This is a genomic window from Acetobacterium paludosum (assembly GCF_008086595.1).
In the GTDB taxonomy this organism is placed as follows: domain Bacteria; phylum Bacillota; class Clostridia; order Eubacteriales; family Eubacteriaceae; genus Acetobacterium; species Acetobacterium paludosum.
On sequence record NZ_RXYA01000012.1, the window covers coordinates 26,617 to 46,870 of the forward strand.

At 40.9% G+C, this 20,254-nt stretch carries 21 protein-coding genes; all 21 read left to right on the forward strand.

Annotated elements, in window-relative coordinates; genetic code table 11:
- Positions 1-5 precede the first annotated feature (5 nt).
- Complete coding sequence (locus FZC41_RS12360; protein ID WP_148567719.1) at positions 6-818, forward strand: CheR family methyltransferase; 813 nt, start codon at positions 6-8, stop codon at positions 816-818.
- A gap of 75 nt (positions 819-893) precedes the next feature.
- A complete protein-coding gene (gene fliD / locus FZC41_RS12365) occupies positions 894-2,813 on the forward strand; it encodes a flagellar filament capping protein FliD (RefSeq protein WP_148567720.1) in 1,920 nt (639 codons plus the stop codon).
- 22 nt (positions 2,814-2,835) lie between these two features.
- Positions 2,836-3,228 carry a flagellar export chaperone FliS gene (locus FZC41_RS12370; protein WP_148567721.1) on the forward strand — a complete coding sequence of 131 codons (393 nt, stop codon included), beginning with the start codon at positions 2,836-2,838 and terminating at the stop codon, positions 3,226-3,228.
- Positions 3,229-3,231: 3 nt separating this feature from the next.
- A complete protein-coding gene (locus FZC41_RS12375) occupies positions 3,232-3,627 on the forward strand; it encodes a hypothetical protein (RefSeq protein WP_148567722.1) in 396 nt (131 codons plus the stop codon).
- Positions 3,628-3,966: 339 nt separating this feature from the next.
- Complete coding sequence (gene flgB / locus FZC41_RS12380; RefSeq protein ID WP_148567723.1) at positions 3,967-4,350, forward strand: flagellar basal body rod protein FlgB; 384 nt, start codon at positions 3,967-3,969, stop codon at positions 4,348-4,350.
- 5 nt (positions 4,351-4,355) lie between these two features.
- Positions 4,356-4,799 carry a flagellar basal body rod protein FlgC gene (gene flgC / locus FZC41_RS12385; RefSeq protein WP_148567724.1) on the forward strand — a complete coding sequence of 148 codons (444 nt, stop codon included), beginning with the start codon at positions 4,356-4,358 and terminating at the stop codon, positions 4,797-4,799.
- A 17-nt stretch (positions 4,800-4,816) separates the two neighbouring features.
- The gene (fliE, locus tag FZC41_RS12390) at positions 4,817-5,143 is read left to right on the forward strand and encodes a flagellar hook-basal body complex protein FliE (protein ID WP_170253979.1); all 327 of its coding nucleotides are present in this window, start codon (positions 4,817-4,819) and stop codon (positions 5,141-5,143) included.
- A 148-nt stretch (positions 5,144-5,291) separates the two neighbouring features.
- The gene (gene fliF, locus FZC41_RS12395) at positions 5,292-6,860 is read left to right on the forward strand and encodes a flagellar basal-body MS-ring/collar protein FliF (protein WP_148567726.1); all 1,569 of its coding nucleotides are present in this window, start codon (positions 5,292-5,294) and stop codon (positions 6,858-6,860) included.
- Positions 6,861-6,890: 30 nt separating this feature from the next.
- Positions 6,891-7,895 carry a flagellar motor switch protein FliG gene (gene fliG, locus FZC41_RS12400; protein WP_420797219.1) on the forward strand — a complete coding sequence of 335 codons (1,005 nt, stop codon included), beginning with the start codon at positions 6,891-6,893 and terminating at the stop codon, positions 7,893-7,895.
- Positions 7,888-8,634, forward strand: coding sequence for a FliH/SctL family protein (locus tag FZC41_RS12405; protein WP_148567728.1), 747 nt, complete (start codon positions 7,888-7,890; stop codon positions 8,632-8,634). Before fliG ends, FZC41_RS12405 begins: the two co-directional genes overlap by 8 nt.
- A gap of 14 nt (positions 8,635-8,648) precedes the next feature.
- The gene (gene fliI, locus FZC41_RS12410) at positions 8,649-9,953 is read left to right on the forward strand and encodes a flagellar protein export ATPase FliI (protein WP_148567729.1); all 1,305 of its coding nucleotides are present in this window, start codon (positions 8,649-8,651) and stop codon (positions 9,951-9,953) included.
- Positions 9,950-10,399 carry a hypothetical protein gene (locus FZC41_RS12415; protein ID WP_148567730.1) on the forward strand — a complete coding sequence of 150 codons (450 nt, stop codon included), beginning with the start codon at positions 9,950-9,952 and terminating at the stop codon, positions 10,397-10,399. Before fliI ends, FZC41_RS12415 begins: the two co-directional genes overlap by 4 nt.
- Positions 10,400-10,451: 52 nt before the next feature.
- Positions 10,452-11,369, forward strand: a complete 918-nt coding sequence (trxB, locus tag FZC41_RS12420; RefSeq protein ID WP_148567731.1) for a thioredoxin-disulfide reductase — start codon at positions 10,452-10,454, stop codon at positions 11,367-11,369.
- 178 nt (positions 11,370-11,547) lie between these two features.
- Positions 11,548-12,984 (forward strand): RNA polymerase factor sigma-54, encoded by a 1,437-nt coding sequence (gene rpoN / locus FZC41_RS12425; RefSeq protein ID WP_243136714.1) that lies wholly within the window; start codon positions 11,548-11,550, stop codon positions 12,982-12,984.
- 135 nt (positions 12,985-13,119) lie between these two features.
- Positions 13,120-14,181 carry a sugar-binding transcriptional regulator gene (locus tag FZC41_RS12430; protein WP_148567732.1) on the forward strand — a complete coding sequence of 354 codons (1,062 nt, stop codon included), beginning with the start codon at positions 13,120-13,122 and terminating at the stop codon, positions 14,179-14,181.
- 62 nt (positions 14,182-14,243) lie between these two features.
- Positions 14,244-15,248: a type I glyceraldehyde-3-phosphate dehydrogenase gene (gene gap, locus FZC41_RS12435; RefSeq protein ID WP_148567733.1), complete on the forward strand. Its 1,005-nt coding sequence runs from the start codon at positions 14,244-14,246 to the stop codon at positions 15,246-15,248.
- Positions 15,249-15,351: 103 nt separating this feature from the next.
- Positions 15,352-16,542 carry a phosphoglycerate kinase gene (locus tag FZC41_RS12440; protein ID WP_148567734.1) on the forward strand — a complete coding sequence of 397 codons (1,191 nt, stop codon included), beginning with the start codon at positions 15,352-15,354 and terminating at the stop codon, positions 16,540-16,542.
- A 10-nt stretch (positions 16,543-16,552) separates the two neighbouring features.
- Positions 16,553-17,290, forward strand: coding sequence for a triose-phosphate isomerase (gene tpiA / locus FZC41_RS12445; RefSeq protein WP_148567735.1), 738 nt, complete (start codon positions 16,553-16,555; stop codon positions 17,288-17,290).
- A 39-nt stretch (positions 17,291-17,329) separates the two neighbouring features.
- Positions 17,330-18,862: a 2,3-bisphosphoglycerate-independent phosphoglycerate mutase gene (gene gpmI, locus FZC41_RS12450; RefSeq protein ID WP_148567736.1), complete on the forward strand. Its 1,533-nt coding sequence runs from the start codon at positions 17,330-17,332 to the stop codon at positions 18,860-18,862.
- A gap of 243 nt (positions 18,863-19,105) precedes the next feature.
- On the forward strand, positions 19,106-19,333 hold the full coding sequence (gene secG, locus FZC41_RS12455; RefSeq protein ID WP_148567737.1) for a preprotein translocase subunit SecG: 228 nt from the start codon (positions 19,106-19,108) through the stop codon (positions 19,331-19,333).
- Positions 19,334-19,592: 259 nt separating this feature from the next.
- The gene (locus FZC41_RS12460; protein ID WP_148567738.1) at positions 19,593-20,234 is read left to right on the forward strand and encodes a hypothetical protein; all 642 of its coding nucleotides are present in this window, start codon (positions 19,593-19,595) and stop codon (positions 20,232-20,234) included.
- Positions 20,235-20,254: the final 20 nt, after the last annotated feature.

The following is a 20,254-nucleotide window of genomic DNA, read 5'->3' on the forward strand; positions in this document are numbered from 1 at the left end:
AAGAAATGATTAAGTTAAAAGAAGATGAATTTACAGCCATCACCTCTTATATACATTCTAATTATGGTGTTGATTTGCGAAAAAAAAGACACCTGATCGAAGGCCGATTGGGCAATCATATTGCGCAACTCGGATATGAAAATTATATGGATTATTTGAATTATGTGAAAAGTGATAAAAAAAATGATGAAGCGACGGTGCTGATCAACAAATTGACGACGAATCATACCTACTTTTTAAGAGAAAGCGAGCATTTCGATTTTTATAAAAAAAATGTTCTGCCCTGGATAGAGGATACAACAAAATCTAAAGATTTACGGGTCTGGAGTGCCGGTTGTTCTTCAGGCCAGGAACCTTATACCCTCTCGATCATTACGCGCGATTATTTTAGTGGCAGACTAAGCTCATGGGACAGCACGATTTTAGCTTCTGATATTTCTGATAAGGTATTATCGATTGCAAAATCAGGCATTTATACGAAAGAAGAACTTTCGAAAATACCGTTGGATTGGAAAAAAAAATACTTCGTGGATTATGACGATGACTGTATGAGTGTTTCAGATGCTTTGCGGAAAGGGGTTGCCTATCGAAATTTCAACTTATTATCGAAATTTCAGTTTAAGAAACCTTTTCAGGCAATCTTTTGTCGCAATGTTATGATCTATTTTGACAAACCGACAAAAAATGAAGTGGTACGAAAATTTTACGATGCCTTAATGCCGGGCGGCTATTTCTTTATTGGTCAAAGCGAGTCGCTGGCTTCTATTGAGCACCCATTTAAATACGTTCAGCCGTCTATCTATCAAAAAGAATACTAAAGTATTTCTGGAAAAAGACGATATTAACAATAACGAAAAGAAAGAATCGAATAAATATAGTTTGGAGGGATTAATATGGCAACGATCAGCTCATTATCATCATCGTCATCGTCAACAAAAGCTTCATCGTCATTATCAACATCAACAGGCATCGGCGGACTGGTTTCTGGTCTGGATACGGACACCATTGTAGATGGTTTGACACTGGCGAGCCGAACGAAAATTTCAAAAGCACAGCAAAAAGTCGACAAATTGGGATGGCAGCAGACCGCATATCGTGATGTTACAACAGAATTGAAAGATTTTCAGAGTAAATATTTGGATGTTTTGTCCGGTACGAATCTCACCAGTACGTCAGCATACAATACCGTAAAGGCTTCGACGACTTCCCTAAATGTTTCGGCCACGGCCACAAGCAATGCAATTGCCGGCAGTCTAACGATTAATAAAATAACCCAGCTGGCTAAGAATGAAACGATAAAAAGTGGTGAAGTCTCCGATGGATTAAAGAGCAGCACATCATTAACAGCCTATACGGATTCAGATGTCAGTTCGCTGGTTTCTGCGCTTACCGGCAAATCGATCAAGATGACATTGGACGGCACGGTTAAGACGGTAACCTTCGACGATACATTTGTCAGCAATGCCGGCGGAACCGGAGCAACTCAAGCAACGTTTCTAAGTGCAATGCAAAGCAAAATGGACGAAGTTTTTGGGACAAGCAACAGTTCATCAGTGGTTAAAGCGACCCTTTCTACGGATGGTAACTTAACCTTTGCTGCTGCTGGTTCTCAGCTGACCGTGAATGCGCTCAATTCAGATAAAGACACCTTGACGGCTTTGGGGTTGACTGATGGCCAGACGGACAAAATCAAGACGACGGCCACGTTGGCAGATCTGAAACTGAAAACTCCGCTAACGGGGGATTCATATTCATTTTCGATTAATTCCGTCGATTTTAAATTTAGCTCAACCGATAGCTTATCTTCAATTATGGACAGTATCAATGCCAGCGATGCCGGTGTAAAAATGGCATACTCGTCGACTTCAGACAGTTTAACTCTGACAGCCAACAACGGTGGCAGCGGCGATAACATTAGAGTTACTGATACGGATGGTTTGTTTGCGGCTTTTCGTTTGACGACCGCTACGGGTGCAACGACGACTGCCGGGCAGTATGCTACGTTAACGGTTAACAATCAGGACATTACCCGATCATCAAATGATTTCACCATTGAAGGCGTGAAAATTAGTTTATTGAACACCGCAACGGATGAAAGCAAAATTTCATTAAAAGAGGATACCAGTGCATTAAAAACGACAATCACGAATTTTGTCACCGATTATAATACTTTAATTAGTTCGATGAATGGGTTAATTAATGAAACACCGGATAAGGATTACCAGCCACTGACGACTGATCAAAAAGCGGATATGAGCGAATCGGCCATCACAGCCTGGGAAAAAAAAGCGAAAGTAGGGCTGTTAGCTCAGGACAACACCTTAAAATCGATCACTTCCAAGATGCAGTCAATTATGTACAGCGCCGGTGTAAAGGGTGGGATTACGCTTTACAATATGGGAATTTCCTCGGCTGGTGTTGACCAAAAGGGTAAACTTACAATCGATTCAGATAAATTGGATACGGCATTAAGTACTTTGAGCTCAAGCTCGATTAAAGCCCTTTTTACAACCGGTACAACCGGTATTGCCAATCAGCTGGATAGCGTCATCACCGGAGCGATAAAGACTTCCGGGGCAGAGGGCTCGCGGGGGAGTCTTGTGGAACTGGCAGGCTATGCAGACACAACATCAGATACCCAAAATAGCATTTCCGAAACGATTACCAGATCTAAAAAAGAGATTAAAGACATGAATACAGCATTAACAAAAGAGCATGATCATTATTGGAGTAAATTTACAGCGTTGGAAACAGCGATGGAATCATTGAACTCTCAAAGCGCAATGATTACATCATTTTCATCAGGCTCATAATAAATAGAAAGGAGGAATTGTAATGCAATATGCTAATGCTTATCAGGAAACCAAACGGCTTTCTTTAGAAGCTTTATCCAAGGGCGATGTGGTTGTGAAACTTTACGAAGAAGCTTCCAAACAGCTGAAGATGGCGATTATTTTAAATGAACGTCAAGAATATGTGAAAGCCTTCAATTGTGTTGCAAAATGTCAAAAGATTATTTCTTCATTGACTGGTTCCCTGGATATGCAATATCCGATCTCAATCGAGCTGGAGCAATTGTATGGGTTTATGTATGAAAAGCTGGGAGAAGCCAATGCCAGGCGGGATACTAAATTAATGAATGATATTTTGCCAATGATCAATGAACTTAAAGATTCTTTTAAGGAAGCGAATAGTATAACCAGTTCTCAAAACCCGCGGAGGCTGTAAGCAATGAATGATGATGTTAATGAATTCTGCCGGGCGAAAATTCGGATTTTGAAAGAATATGTTTCGAAAAGTGAAGAGTTGCTAAGTAGTTTAAAAGACTGGGAATCGATTGCCGGGATTTTAGAAAAACGGGATGATTTAATTAAAAAATTGCAGAATTTGGAAATAAGCTTTGAAGAGAAAAACAGCCAAAATTTGTGCTCTCAGGAGCAGAAAAAGAAAATTGATGATTTGATCAAACTTATTTCGGAAATAGATCAGGACGTGATCAAGCAGATTCAAGAGGAACAGAAAAAGACCATGCAAGGTTTAAAAATAAATCATACCAATCAAAAAATTGCGAATTATGGAACCAATACGATCCAAAACTATGGCACCTTTATGGATGTCAAGAAATAAAGAATAATAGACACAGCCAGATAAACATCAGGTTTAGAAAGCTGGTTTGAAACCTCAGCAACTGAAATTCAGTTGCTTTTTTGAGTTGGATAAAATATAATTGGTTAAGTATCTTAATTAACCGTTAATTTATTTGTCGTTATGAGATATTTATGATAATATATGAATGTTATATAAATGGAATGGCTATGAATAATATATTCAAATAATTTAAAGATATGGTACAGTTAAATATGGTTAATTTATTTGAAATAAAAGAATGAAAATAGCAGAATAGAAGAGAAGAAGTTTGGTTAAGAAACCTTTAGATATTTTTCAAACGGGAATAAGGAGGAAAAAATGATAGGAGATTCGATCACATCGGCATTGTATCAAAAGGCATTAGATGGTACATGGCAGCGACAAAAAGCAATCAGTAATAACATTGCCAACTCTGAAACACCTGGATACAAATCAGTTGAGGTAAATTTTGAAGATTCATTGAATTCGGCCATGCAAACACTTCAGGGAAATTCAAGTTCGGCGAAAAGTGTTAATGCAATTGAGAATGCCAAAGTTAGTGTAAATACCAGAGCGTCGTCAAGTAAATTGGATCAAAATAATGTTGATATCGAATCTGAAAATATTGACATGACCAAGACCCAGCTGCAGTACTATTATTTAGTTCAAGGTATCAGTAATTCTTATTCACGTTTAAAATATGCGATTAGCGGAGGAAAATAACAGCAATGAGTTTTATGAGTTCTTTAAATATTTCAGGATCCGGTATGACTGCACAGAAGTTTAGGCTGGATATTATTTCTCAAAATATAGCCAATGCCCAGGTTACCAGAACGGAAGCGGGCACTCCCTACCGTCGTCAGATGACCGTGCTCAGCAGCGTCAATACGGTGGACACCGGTACTTTTCAGGATGCACTTAGTTCGGCGGTTGGAACGCAAAGAGAAGGCGTTCAGGTGGATGCGGTGGTGGAAGATCCCTCCGCTCTGGTACCGGTTTATGACCCGACCCATCCGGATGCAAACGCACAAGGATATGTGATGTATCCCAATGTGAATACGAGCCAGGAAATGGTCGATGCAATGGGAGCAAGCCGGGCGTATGAAGCGAATGTAACCGCTTTTAATGCCACCAAGGCGATTGCGTTAAAAGCTTTAGAAATTGGTAAATAAAAAGGAGAATGGTTAATATGTTTATTGTTCCTATGGATTCGATTATTGGTGGCAGCAGTAGTATTAGTTCAATCAGCAACAGCCTGGGTGGCGCGTCAGCAACGACTGAAACCACCGGATCGACAAATAGTTTTAAAGATACATTGCAGGGTATGATGGACAATGTTGAACAAACCGAGGCACAGACAAAGGTGGATGCCTATAATTTATCGATTGGAAATATGGATGATCCGTCGACCATGATGATTAATTCGGCAAAAGCGGATGTTGCATTGCAAACCATGGTTCAGCTTCGAAACAAAGCACTGGATGCTTATTCAGCAGTCATGAGTACGAGTCTGTAATTTTGACGGAAATTTTATTTAAATATTTAATTAAAATTGTGGAGACGGCTCGAATAGTTCAAATTAATGAGGGTCTCCACAGTTTTTGCTGTGCGGGATTAATAAGTTATGACAACTTCAAATTTATTTAGATGGAAGAAAAAACAGAATGAATGAACAGATAAAAAGCTTTTTAAATAAAATAAAGACGTTGTGGACCGGTACTTCAAAGAAAGCCAAGCTATTGGCTTTGGGAGCGATTGCCCTTATTTTGATTGCGTCTTTCACCGTAACAGCGATCTTAAATAATAAGACTTATGTACCACTTTTTGAGAATCTAACCCAGGCAGAAACCACTGAAATCATGGGCGCCCTTTCAGGCACATCAGTCGATGTAAAACTCGACGCCAGCGGAAATATTACGGTGCCGGAAGGTGATGAGGCCTCTGTCAGAATGCAATTAGCGACAGCGGGTTATCCTAAAAATGGTTTGAGTTATTACGTTATTAAGGATAACAGCAGCATGCTTTCCACTGATTATGAAAGAAAGCAATATGAAAATATGCAGTTGCAGGAGCGAATTGGAGCGAGTATAAAAACGTTGGAGGGTGTCAAAGACGCCGTTGTCACGATTGCGGTTCCAACTGAAAGTGTCTTTTATCTAAAGGATGATCAAAGTACCACGGCTTCTGTAATTGTTACGATGAATACCGGCTCCACATTATCTGAAAGTCAGGTTTTAGGAATTCAAAATTTGGTAGCGAAATCGGTATCCGGGCTTTCTAAGGATAACATCGCCTTAACGGATGGCGAAGGCAATGATTTGATCGATAGTGCTTCATCTCTGATGGGTGGTACTTCGAAAATTAAATTGACCAATGAGATTGAAAATAATATTAAGCAAAAAGTGAACAATGTTTTGGCTGGCCCTTACGATCCGTCGAAATATAAAATTTCGGTAACCGCAACTCTCAACACTGATACTTCAAAAAAAGAAACGACTGCTTATAGTCCTTCAGCAAACGGAAATAATACCGGCGTTACCAATCAGGAATCTTCCAGTCTGGATATTACCGGCGGTACCTCGACAACTGGGGGGGTTGCCGGGACAACTGGCAATACTGATGTCACAACTTATGCCAATAATGCGACCGCCAGCGGTGGTGCGGTTACTGGAATTACACAAGATAAAACGTACTCGGTGAGCCAGGAAGTAACCCAAACTGAAAAGACAGATCCAACCATTGAGACAGTTTCGATCGGGATTGCGCTTGATGGTAATGCTTTAAATGCCACAGAACAGGCGAATCTTGTCCAATTAATATCATCTGCTTCTGGGGTGGCACCGGCAAATATCACCATTCGGAGTTTCGCATTTGCGGCTCAAGCGGATAACGTTCAAACTCAAACAGGGAGTTTTCTGACCACGGACCGGTTGCTTATTTTCGGAGCCATTGCCGGCGGCGTGCTGTTATTGCTTTTAATTCTGCTGTTTGTTGCGACTCGGGGTAGAAAGAAAAAGAAAGCCAAAGGTAAAGGTTTTGAAGCGTCTTTTGGTCCCGGTGAGGATGCTGCTACAGACGAATTGTTTGGTGCATTGGCAGCTGACGGACTTCCTCCAATTGAGACGATTCAGCCGTTGAAGGATGACAAAAAAGAAAAAGTCAAAGATTTTGCCCAAACGAATCCGGAAATTGCAGCGCAGCTGTTTAAATCATGGTTAAAAAATGAGGAATAAAAAAGTGCTAAACAAAGGATGTCGATGAATATGGATGAAGGCTTAAAACCGCGGCAAAAAGCAGCCCAAGTAGTCATTGCCCTTGGGGAAGACATAGCTTCCAGTATATATAAACATTTAACTGAAGATGAAATTGAAATATTAACCTATGAGATTACCCGACAGGGTAGTATTCCTCCGGATGTCGCAGATCAGGTAATAGATGAATTTTACGGCCTTTGTGTGGCCCAAAAGGTATATGTTGAGGGTGGCGTCACCTACGCCAGAAATGTCCTTGAAAAGGCTTTCGGAGTCCAGCAGGGGGGGGCCCTTTTAGAGCGGGTCACCAAAACCTTGCGGACCAAGGCCTTTGAATTTATTCGAAAAGCCGATTACAAGAATCTGATGAATATGATCGTCAGTGAACATCCTCAGACGATTGCTTTAATTTTGTCTTATGCAAGAGCCGATCAGGCATCGGCGATTATTGCGGAATTGCCGAAAAGCTTTCGTGTGGATGTGGTGGAGCGGATTGCCAGAATGGATCGAACTTCACCGGAAATCATCAGACAGGTGGAAACCATCCTGGAGCGGAAATTTGAATCCGTGGTATCCTTTGATCTGCTTGAAGTTGGTGGTATTAATTATATTGCTGAAATTATGAATAACATTGATCGGGGCACTGAAAAATATATCTTTGATGAACTTAGTAAAAATGATGCGAAACTTTCTGAAGAAATTAGAAAACGAATGTTTGTATTTGAAGATATCGTTATTCTGGATCCGATGTCAATTCAGCGATTCCTCCAGGAAATCGATACAAAAGAAATGTCGATTGCTCTTAAAGGCGCGAATAAAGGCGTTTCCGATATTATTTTTGAAAACATGTCCCAACGTATGGGCGATACCGTTAAGAGTGAAATGGAATACCTGCATAATGTCAGAGTACGTGATGTTGAAGAAGCTCAGCAGAAGATTGTATCAGTAATCAGACGACTGGAAGAAGAAGGCGAAATTGTTACTTCCAAGGGCGGAAAGGACGAAATCATTGTCTAGTATTGTTAAGGCTAAATGGGTTACACAGGAAAATATTACTTTAAAAACACCCTCGCAAAACAGTTTTGAAGAGAAAAACAATATTCGGCAGCAAACCAATCAAACTCAGGAGCTTAATCAGAATGAAGCGGAGTTTGAACAAAATGCCGAAGCTTTGCAGGCCGCAAATGAGCTTATGAAAAATGCCATAAAAAGCAGCCAGGAGATTAAACAAAAATCTCAGGAGCAGGGGTACAGTGAGGGCTATGCGGCCGGTTATGAGGCCGGTCATTTACAGGGTATCCGGGAAGGGCAGCAGGAAGGACTGCTGTCGGCAACAGCGGTGACGGAGGTGGGACTCCAGGAAATCCGGGAAGTTGTTGACTGCCTGAATCTGGAGCGACAGACAGCCCTTGAAAATCAGGAAGAAGATTTGTTGGCAATTGCTTTTGAAATTTCAAAAAAAATTATGAGACAACAGGTTCAGGAAGACGAAGCGGTTTTTCTGAAGATTTTTGATGAAGTGATTCACGGCGATGAAGAAAATCTGAAAATTTATTTATCAGAAAACCAAAAGACTCTGGATTTTCATATAAACCGGGAAATTGCTGAAAAGATCAAGAAATTAGCCAATAAAACAAAGGTCATTATGTTAAAAGATGATGATAAAATAATGGTGGAAACCGATGATGCCGTGATTGATATGAGTTTGCCGGTACAGTTGGAGCAACTGGATAAAGCGATTGAACAAAGTTTTTAACTGGGAGGCTTTAAATGGATAGGTCAAGGATTTGCAAAGCAATTCACAGAGCTGAAACGTATCATTATTTTGGAAAAATCGAAAAAGTTGTCGGAATGATGATCGAATCCGTCGGACCGGAATGCAGCATTGGCGATTTGTGCAAAATATTCGATTCGAAAGCAGAGAATTTTATTTTGGCGGAAGTGGTTGGCTTTCGCGGAAATAAGGTTTTGTTGATGCCCTATGAAGAGGCGGAAGGGATTAGTTTTGGCAATATTGTCGAACCCACCGGGTCGTCGCTTAAGATCGGTGTGTCTGAGAATATGATTGGCAGAGTTGTCAATGCTTTAGGGGAACCCATTGATGGAGAAGGACCGATTGAAAATTGTGTTCCTTATGATATTCAAAGTACGGGTTCCAATCCTCTTTCAAGACCGCCAATTGAAGAAATCCTGGAATTCGGAGTGAAGGCCATTGATGGTTTGCTGACCATTGGAAAAGGCCAGAGAATGGGAATCTTTGCCGGAAGCGGGGTTGGCAAAAGCACGCTGATGGGCATGATTGCCAGAAATGTCAAAACCCAGGTCAATGTCATTGCTTTGGTGGGCGAAAGAGGCCGGGAAGTTCGCCAGTTTCTGGAAAACGACCTCGGCAAAGAGGGCTTGGAAAGATCGGTACTGGTGGTCGCCACCTCGGATCAGCCGCCGATGCAGCGGATGAAATGTGCTTTAACCGCCACCACCATTGCGGAATATTTTAAAGATCAGGGCAATGATGTGCTGTTGATGATGGACTCGTTAACCCGATTCGCCATGGCGCAGCGGGAAATCGGGTTAGCGACCGGGGAGCCTCCGGTTGCCAGAGGCTATACACCCTCAATTTATGCCATGATGCCAAAGCTTCTTGAACGCAGCGGGAATTTTGAAACCGGCTCAATTACCGGTATTTATACGGTTTTGGTTGAAGGTGATGATATGAATGAGCCGGTAGCCGATACGGTGCGCGGGATCATTGACGGACATATCGTGTTATCCCGAAAAATTGCGGCCCGAAATCATTACCCCGCTATTGATGTTTTAAGCAGTGTCAGCAGACTGATGTCCAATATTGCGGATAAGGATCAATTGGAAGCGGCCTCTAAAATGCGAAATATGATGTCAACTTATGATACCAATTACGATCTGGTCAGTATCGGTGCTTATAAGAGCGGCAGTAATCCGGCGCTTGATGTTGCCATCAAAAAGATTGATGGGATCAATGGCTTTTTACAGCAACGCGTTAACGAAAAGTGCAGGTTCGAGGAAAGTAATGAATTAATGAAGAAGGCTGTCTTATGAAAAAGTTTCAATTTCAGCTGGGAAAGCTCCTTTCCTATAAGGATCAGAATTTAGAGAATGAAATGATGATAATGGGAGGGCTCACCAGACAGTTAAGTGATGAAATGGATAAAATGCTGGATCTGGAAGACCAGCAGGAAAAATGCCGGTTGAACTATGAACGGGATATGGCGGCGTCCATTACGCCGACGGCTTGCCAGGTATACATTCACTATATGTCTTTTTTAACAGAACAGATTAAAGTTGTGGTAAAAAGGATCGACGAAATCACTGAAAAAATCGATATTCAAATTGAAGTGGTTAAAAATTTAAAATTGGAAACACGTTCTTTGGAAATTGTCAAAGAAAATAAATATGATGAATATAAAAAAGAATTGATTAAAGACTCTGAAAAAGAGATTGAGGAATTTGTTTCGAATAGCAACATTGCTAAGAATCATGTTTAAATACTGGTAACTGAAATAGTTAATTGCGAAAAATTATAAATGAGGTGTTTAGATGAGTTATGATACAATTATTATCGGGGCTGGTCCGGCTGGTTTGGCTGCAGGGCTCTATGCCGCACGTGGCGCACTTAAAGTATTGATTATTGAAAAAGGCGGCATCGGCGGACAGATTGCCACAAGCTGGGACATCGAGAATTATCCGGGATCGCCGCCAAACAGTACCGGGCCAAGTCTGACCGAACGGATGCGTGAACAATGCGAGGAATTTGGAGTGGAATTTTCCACGCGAACTTATCAGTCCTTCAGCATAACGCTAAATGGTTTTGCGATTGAAACGGATTCAGGAAGTCTGGAAACGCAAACCCTGATTGTGGCGACCGGGGCAGAACCAAAAATGATTGGCTGCAAAGGCGAAAGAGAATTAAGAGGAATGGGTGTATCCTACTGTGCTACCTGTGATGCAAATTTTTTCAAAGGCTTAAAAGTCGCGGTCCTTGGCGGTGGTGATACAGCCTTGGAAGAATCATTATACTTGACAAAATATGCCAAAGAAGTTGTGATTATTCATCGCCGCGACGAGCTTAGAGGGGCGAAGATTTTGCAGCAGCGAATTAAAGACAATGAAAAAATCAGCCTCATTCTCGATTCAGTCGTTGAGGAGATTAAGGGAAATGGTTTAGTTGAAGGCATCGTTGTTAAAAATGTCAAGACTGGGGAAACATCAGTAGTACCAGTCGACGGCGTATTTGTCTTTGTTGGTCAAAAACCAAATATGGAACCATTTGTGGGTTCTCTCGAACGGGATGCCAGGGATTATTTGATAACGGATGAAGACATGCGTACGAATATTTCGGGGATTTTTGCAGCCGGGGACGTGCGTAGAAAATCGCTGCGACAAGTGGTGACAGCGACAGCCGATGGGGCGATCGCTGCTGTTAATGTAATTAAATTTATTGAAGAACTTAAGTAGATCATGGTATGATGAAGACTGGAGAGCATCCAGTCTTATTTTTTTATTGAAAAATTCGGTAAAGAGCGTTTATATCTTTTAATTAAGTGTAAATATAAGATGTGATGATGCCACAGTTCGTTGTGTTTTGTAAAGATTAATCAGTAATGGTGAATAGCAAAAAAATCAGGCGGTAAAAATGATGAATTTAAAATTTGATTTAAATATAAATCAAACCCAAAAATTAATTTTGACTCAGGAAATGAGGCAGTCCATTGAAATTCTTCAATTAACGGCAATCGAATTAAACAGCCTCATTGAAAAGGAAATTATGGAAAATCCGGTTATAGAATTTAATGAGAATGCTATAAAAGAAGTAGTTCCGATAAATGAAGAACCGGTTAAAGAAGAAGTCCGGCCGGAAGAAGTTCCGTCAAAAGAAGATGTTCGATGGGATGAGTATTTCCAGAGTATGGAAAGTTCTGAATATCGCGGACAGACACAAAGCAACCCTGATACAGAAGAAGAGTACGGTTTTGAAAAATACTCGTCGCAGGTGCAAACACTCAATGAATATCTGCATTTCCAATTTAGCTTGGTGGCCCAAACACTCAGTGATAAGGAAAAATTTGTTGGAGAATATCTAATCGACTGTATCGATGATAACGGTTATCTGATTATTGCTGATAATTATATCCGAGCGATTCTTGAAGTGGATGAAGAGATGATTGGCAAATTGGTGGAAATCATTCAAGGATTTGATCCGGTTGGGGTTGGCGCCCGGGACGTTGAAGAATGTCTGCTCATTCAGTTGCATCAGATGGGATATGAAGATGACGAAGTCTATCTCGATATTATCAAGAACTATCTCGCCGAGTTTGCCGATAATCAATTTAAGCGCATTGCTCAGGCAACCGGCCTTTTGGTTGAAGAAGTTTATGAATTTAAGGAAATCATCAAAACCCTGGAACCCAAACCGGGTCGGAAGTTTTCGTGCTCTGAAGGGGTTTCCTATGTTATCCCGGATGGGAGCATTGAAATAGTTGAAGGGGAACTGGTGGTCAAGATCAATGATGTTTGCGCGCCGCGGCTAAAAATAAATGGTTACTACAAAAGTTTACTGAAAACTTCTAAAAAAAATGATGAAACACGTGTGTACATTGAAAAAAAATTGGACAGCGCCGCTTTTCTTATTAGGAGCATCGAACAACGCCGGGACACGATAAAAAAAGTGATTCAGGCGATTGCGGAGTATCAATGTGATTTCTTTTTTGAAGGCGTTGAAAATTTGCGGCCGCTGACACTCAAAACAATTGCCGAGCTGGTTGATGTGCACGAATCCACGGTGAGCCGTGCCATTCACGGGAAGTATATCCAAACTCCGAAGGGCACCTTTGCTTTAAAGTTCTTTTTTAAACGGGGCTTCACCCAGGGTGAGGAGGATCGTTCATCCGATGTTATCAAACGTTTTATTAAAGAAATGATTGAGGCGGAAGACAAGAAGAAGCCATTGAGCGATCAAAAGATTTCGGAAATACTGAAAGCGCAGAATCTGGATGTCGCCAGACGAACGGTCGCTAAATATCGGGAAGCCTTGATGATTCAGCCATCATCAAAACGAAAAGAATACCGATGATAAAAATATCGAATATTCGGATTGGACATTTTCAGTGATCTATTTTTAACTTGTCATTCTTTCTAAGATAAGGTATAATCAATTTGTCCCAGTGGGACAAAAGCGAGTATGCATATCTGAAGGAAAGGTGATGCTGTGACAAACCAATTAAAAATCAGCAAGGAAGTTATCGAGCTCCAGGAGCTTGTTGCGCCGGAGGTTAATCGCCTCATTGAAATGCGTTACAATATTTTGTCAACGATCAGCAGTGAGCAACCTATTGGTCGGCGAAATCTTGCCTTTGTTTTGGATATGAGTGAACGGCAAGTGCGAAACGAAATCGACTTTTTTCAAAAACAAAAGCTGGTCTCAGTTGAGCGACAAGGCGTGGTCATTACCAAAGCGGGAGAAGAAGCACTGCTCAAGCTCAAGAGTCTGCTTTACGCCTATAATGGCCTGGAACAATTAGAAAAAGAACTCATGGATAAGCTCAATTTAAAACGAGTGATCATTTGTCCCGGAGATATGGATATGAATTATGAAGTGCTGCGATTTATGGGGCGTTCAGGTGCAAAATACGTATTATCCGTCATGAAATATAAAGATACCCTGGCGCTTACCGGCGGAAGCTGTACGGCCGCAGTCGCCGATGAAATGCGGGAAGCTTTTTATCCGGATGTCTATGTTATTCCCGCTCGGGGCGGAATTGGCAAAAGCCATTCGACTCAGGCGAATAATGTCGTGGCTGAAATGGGATTAAAATTACATTCAAATTATGAACTGTTGCATTTGCCGGACAATATTGATCAGCGCTTGCTGGATGCCCTAAAAGATTATCCGGAAATAAAAAGAGTTTTCGATAAGATGGAAGAAATCGATATTTTTATTTTTGGATTGGGTCGTGCGGATGTGTTGGCGGATTGGCGCAACATAAACGCGGCTGACAAACAAAAACTATTGGAAAAAGGCGCCGTTGCCGAGGCTTTTGGCCATTATTTTAATATCAATGGGGAAGTTGTTTCACCTTCCAGTACCATTGGTGTGGGCATCGAAAATTTCAAAAGAATACCGAATGTCATCGCGGTGGCTGGCGGCGTTAACAAAGCAGAGGCAATTATTGCAGTCAGCCGTATTCGTGACAATATTGTCCTGATCACGGATGAAAGTGCCGCAAGAGAAATTCTTGAAAAATTATCAACCACGTCAGATGCAAAATGAATCGTATTCTGACTGAGTAATAGATTAATCAAATAAATCAATATTTTAAGGAGGCAGATAATATGTCTGTAAAAGTAGCAATTAATGGTTTTGGAAGAATTGGTCGTTTAGCGTTTAGAAAAATGGCGGATAATCCTGCGTTTGATATCGTTGCGATCAACGATTTAACAGATGCAAAAACATTAGCATACCTATTGAAATATGATAGTGCTCAGGGGAAATTCAAAGAAGATGCCATTGACGTAAAAGGCGATACGATTGTTGTTGATGGAAAAGTGATCAAGATTTTTGCAGAAAGAGATCCTGAAAATCTTCCTTGGGGTAAAATCGGAGTGGACGTTGTTATCGAATCAACCGGATTTTTTACAACTAAAGATGGTGCCGAAAAACACATCAAAGCTGGCGCTAAAAAAGTTATTATCTCGGCGCCTGCCAAAGGTGATGTAAAAATGATCGTTTTCAATGTTAATGACAATGTGCTTGACGGTACAGAAACAGTTATCAGCGGTGCTTCCTGCACAACAAACTGCTTGGCTCCCGTCGCTAAAGTATTAAATGATAATTTTGGGCTTGTCAGTGGTTTAATGACAACCGTTCATGCCTATACCAATGATCAGTCAACGCTTGATGGTCCTCATAAAGATCTAAGAAGAGGCCGTGCTGCGGCTCAGAATATTGTTCCAACCTCAACCGGCGCTGCCGCTGCAGTTGGAAAAGTTTTGCCGGCTTTAAACGGAAAACTGGACGGCTTTGCACTGCGGGTACCGGTTATTACCGGTTCTCTGGTTGATTTAACCTGTGTTCTTGAAAAAGAAGTAACGGTTGAAGAAATCAATGCGGCCATAAAAGCCGCTGCAAATGAAACGTTAGGCTACAACGAAGAACAAATTGTATCGACGGATATTATCGGTATGTCTTATGGATCATTATTCGATGCAACGTTAACAAGAGTAATGAATGTTGAAGGCGGAAAACAACAGGTTAAAATCATTTCCTGGTATGATAATGAAATGTCTTATACAGCCCAATTAGTACGGTTGGCTAGTTTCGTAGCAACGCAAGTTTAAGACAACCTAAAAATTAACATAAAACACAAAAACTTTTCAGTTCCTCATAATATGGGGGACTGAAATTCTTTATAAACAAATGTTTAAGCGAAAGGATAAAAATATGAGTAAGAAAACAGTAGCAGATATCGAATTAAAAGGAAAAAAAGTTTTAATGCGAGCTGATTTTAATGTTCCGTTGGATGAAAATGGAAAGATTACGGATGAAACCCGAATTGTCGCCGCTTTGCCAACCATCTCTTATATTTTGGACCACGGGGCCGCCCTTATTTTAATGTCACATTTGGGACGTCCGAATAACAAGCCTGATCCCCAATACTCATTGGCTCCGGTAGCAGCAAAATTATCAGAATTATTGAAAAAGAAAGTGATCTTTAATGATGATCCCGTTGTGACCGGATCGATAACCGTTGCCGCCGCCTCAACCCTGAAACCCGGGGACGTTCTTTTGCTCCAAAACACTCGTTTCCGGCCGGAAGAAACGAAAAACGATCTGGGATTTGCAAGAGAATTAGCAGATTTAGGCGATATCTTTGTAAACGACGCATTCGGAACTGCTCATCGGGCCCATGCTTCAACCGTCGGGATTGCGGAAATTCTTCCCGGAGTATCCGGTTTCCTGATTCAGAAAGAATTGGATTTTATGGGAAAAGCCCTGGAAGCGCCAGCCCGACCTTTTGTTGCTATTTTAGGAGGCTCTAAGGTTTCGGATAAAATTGGCGTAATCAATAACCTGTTGGAGAAGGTGGATACACTCATCATCGGTGGCGGGATGGCTTATACTTTCTTGAAAGCCCAAGGTTATGGTGTTGGAAAATCGCTGCTTGAAGAAGATAAAATCGATTTAGCGAAAGAATTGATGGCAAAAGCCAAGTCAAAAGGCGTGCAGTTACTGTTGCCGGTTGATGTGGTTGCCGCTGAGACGTTTGCCGCTGATTCACCGCATAAAATTGTGGATGTGACGACGATTCCTCCGGAGTCGATGGGCCTTGACATCGGTCCGGTTACCTCAGCAACGTTTATAAAAGCGATTCTTGCGGCCAAAACAGTGATTTGGAATGGCCCAATGGGGGTATTTGAAATGCCGGCATTTGCCAAAGGCACAGAAGCGGTTGCTAAGGCGATGTCAGAATCTGATGCGGTTACAATCATCGGGGGCGGAGACTCGGCCGCGGCGGTTAAAATATTAGGATACGAAGACGGGATGAGTCATATCTCTACTGGTGGCGGTGCTTCTTTGGAATTCCTTGAAGGAAAAAAATTACCAGGGATTGAAATATTACAAGATAAATAAGGAGAGAAAAATGCGAAAACCAATTATTGCGGGAAACTGGAAAATGAATAATGACATTTCTGAAACCGAAACCTTAATTAATATGTTATTGCCCTTAGTAGCTGGCGCTGCGGCTGAAGTCGTCTTTTGTCCAACTTATTTAGGACTTCAAAAGGCTGTTGAAATGACAAAAGACTCAAATGTGGGGATTGGGGCGCAGAATATGCATTTTGAAAAAAATGGCGCGTTTACCGGAGAAATTTCAGGAGAAATGCTAACGGCCATTGGGGTAAAATATGCCATTATCGGTCATTCTGAAAGACGGCAAACTTTCAATGAAACGGACGAAGCCGTCAATAAAAAAGCCATTAAAGCGCTGTCCCTGGGAATCATCCCGATCGTATGCTGTGGGGAAACCTTAGCAGAACGGGAAAGCGGTAAAGCCAAAGCAAAAGTGGTCGGCCAAATAGAAGCAGGCTTGAAAAATATTGATGACATCAGCAAAGTTGTGGTTGCTTATGAACCGATCTGGGCCATTGGAACTGGTAAAACGGCAAGTAAAGAAGAAGCCAATGAAGCCTGTGGCTGGGTCAGAGAAACGATTGCTAAAATGTATGGCCAGGATGCTGCTGACAAAGTTCGGATTCAATACGGGGGAAGTGTTAATCCCGGGAATGTTAAGGAATTGATGGCCATGGATAATATCGACGGCGCTTTGGTAGGCGGAGCATCTTTAAAACCTACTTTTTCTGAAATTGTGAAATTCTAATAACGATCAGCGCAGAATTCAATTGAAAAGAGAGACGAAATGGAAAAAAAATTAACGGCCCTCATTATTCTTGATGGCTACGGCTGTACGGAGTGCCTGAAGGGGAATGCGGTTGAAGAAGCGAAAACCCCATTTCTTAAAGCATTATACGAAGAAAACCCCCATACACTGATTACGGCAAGCGGCCTTGGGGTAGGACTCCCCGAGGGACAAATGGGAAATTCCGAGGTGGGCCATTTAAACCTGGGTGCTGGAAGAGTCGTCTATCAGGAGTTAACACGAATTACTAAATCCATTGAAGATGGTGATTTTTTTGAAAATGAAGCATTCCTTTCGGGAATCCGCTCGGCAAAGGAAAAGGGTGGTGCCCTTCACATCATGGGTTTATTATCTGACGGAGGCGTTCACAGTCATGAGCGTCATCTGTATGCGTTGCTTGAGTTGGCGAAGCAGCAGGGAATTGATCGGGTTTACGTACACTGTCTGATGGATGGCCGGGATACAGCTCCGGACAGCGGAATCAAGCATATCAAAGCTTTGGAAGAAAAGATGTCAGAAATAGGGATCGGGAAAATTGCAACCATTATTGGACGATATTATGCAATGGATCGGGATAATCGCTGGGATCGTGTTGAAAAAGCTTATGATGCGATGGCTATTGGTGAAGGCGAACATGCCAAATCTGCTTTGCAGGTGATGGCAGAAACCTATTCAAAGAGCATCACCGATGAGTTCGTTTTGCCAACAATTATCGACACTGAGGAAGATAAGCGCATCAAAACAAACGACACCATTATCTTTTTCAATTTCAGACCGGATCGCGCCAGGGAAATAACCAGGGCTTTCATTGATCCGGATTTTAATGAGTTTACTAGAAAAAACGGCTTTTTTGCAGTCAACTTTGTTTCAATGACGCAATATGACCAGTCTTTTAAAAATGTTTCGATTGCTTTTAAGCCAGAAACCATTGAAAATACGTTAGGGGCATATCTCAGTCATTTAGGCATTCCGCAATTAAGAATCGCCGAAACTGAAAAATATGCCCATGTGACTTATTTTTTTAATGGCGGACTGGAAAAGCAGTATCCTTTGGAAGACCGTTTATTGGTACCCTCACCGCATGTGGCGACCTATGATTTGAAACCGGAAATGAGTGCTTTTGAAGTGGCAGAAAAAGCGGTGGAAGCGATTGAAAGCGAAAAATATCAGCTGATGGTGCTTAATTTTGCAAACGCCGATATGGTTGGTCACACTGGTATTTTTGAAGCAGCGGAAAAAGCCGTCGAGGTAGTTGATACCTGCTCACAGAAAGTCGTGCAGGCTATTTTGAAAAAAGGCGGAACGGTTTTGTTAACCGCGGATCATGGAAATGCTGAAAAAATGATTGATTATGAAACCAATCAGCCTTTTACCGCTCATACCTCCAATCAGGTAAAATGTATTCTTGTTGGAGCTGGCAAGGTCACATTAAGAAATGATGGAAAGCTGGCTGATGTTGCGCCAACGCTGCTGGATCTGATGGAACTTCCAAAACCACAAGAAATGACTGGAGAAACCCTGATTCAACGATAGTACTTTGGTGAAAATATAAAGTTGAGTAAAGGTTAAGTGCAAAAGTAAGTCAGGGAGGCACTCGTAAATCGTTGTTTGCTGCATGATCGTACAGGCTATCGCCTGTTCGCCATGATGCAAACAACTGATGTTACAAGTGCCTCCCTGACGATAAGCAAATCATCAGTTCATATAAATACTATTTGATAAGTAGCATTTTTTATGATATTATAGTTTGTACGATTAGTTACGGAGGTGATACCAATGAAAACAGCTTTACTGATTATATTAATTATTTCTAGTTTAGTTCTTGTTGCGGCGATACTTTTATCCCCAGGAAAGGCAGCAGGGATGTCCGGAGCCATTGCCGGTGGCGCTGAATCCTTATTTGGAAAGAAAAAAGCAAAAGGGTTTGAAGGCTTCTTAGAAAAAACTACCAAAGTATCAGGTATTTTATTTATGTTGTCGGCATTCGTTTATTCAATCATATAATCGATCGATCTAACCAAAAAAGTCTGAATTACAGATTATCTGTAATCAGGCTTTTTTTTGCGTAAAAATAAGACTACCAGAAACTCGCAAAAGGTGTTTCCGGTGATTAAGAAGATTATTCGATGTTCGTTTGGGTATGTAATAAATAATAGGATTCTTAAAAGTATCTGATAATAGACATAAAATGCAATGTAAATTATGTAATATGCTTGACATAACAAAACATATGTATTATCATTTATATAAAAGGAGTGAGAATATGAAAAAAAGCGTCTATAGCCTGATGCTATTTGATGAAATTGTTGAAAAGATAGATCAAATAGCCTATACCAAGAATACCAACCGCTCCCAACTAATCAATGATATGTTAGCTGAAAGAATTGGAATGGTAACTCCTGAGCAGAAAATACAGAAAATACTTGAACAATTGGATGAAAATTTTAGTGATACCCTATCTGTTAGTCAAATAAATAAGAATTCGAGTATTCAGTTTGGCAAGAGTTTAAAATATAAATATCGTCCGAAAGTGCGGTATAGTTATGAATTTATCAGTAGTGAGCAGGGAAAATATGCGGTATTGAAAATTAGTTCCCGTACAAAATCTGAAAATTTGAATGATCATTTTGATGAGTTCTTTAAGCTTATTATGAATATCGAAAAAGAGAAAGATGAGAATTATATCGATTTATTAGAGCATCAAACAAATCATAAATTTGTGAGAGAATTTAAAGTTGACGGAGAGCTGTCTCAAGATATTGAAACAGTTACAGATAATTTGACCCGATATTTAAAAATGATTGATCGGGCCATGAATACCTACTTTTCAAACATCGATGAAGTTGATAATAATGATATAAACTTTTTGTTAGAAGAAATTTACGGATATTATTACAAGAAATAAGAAATAAGAAATAAGAAATA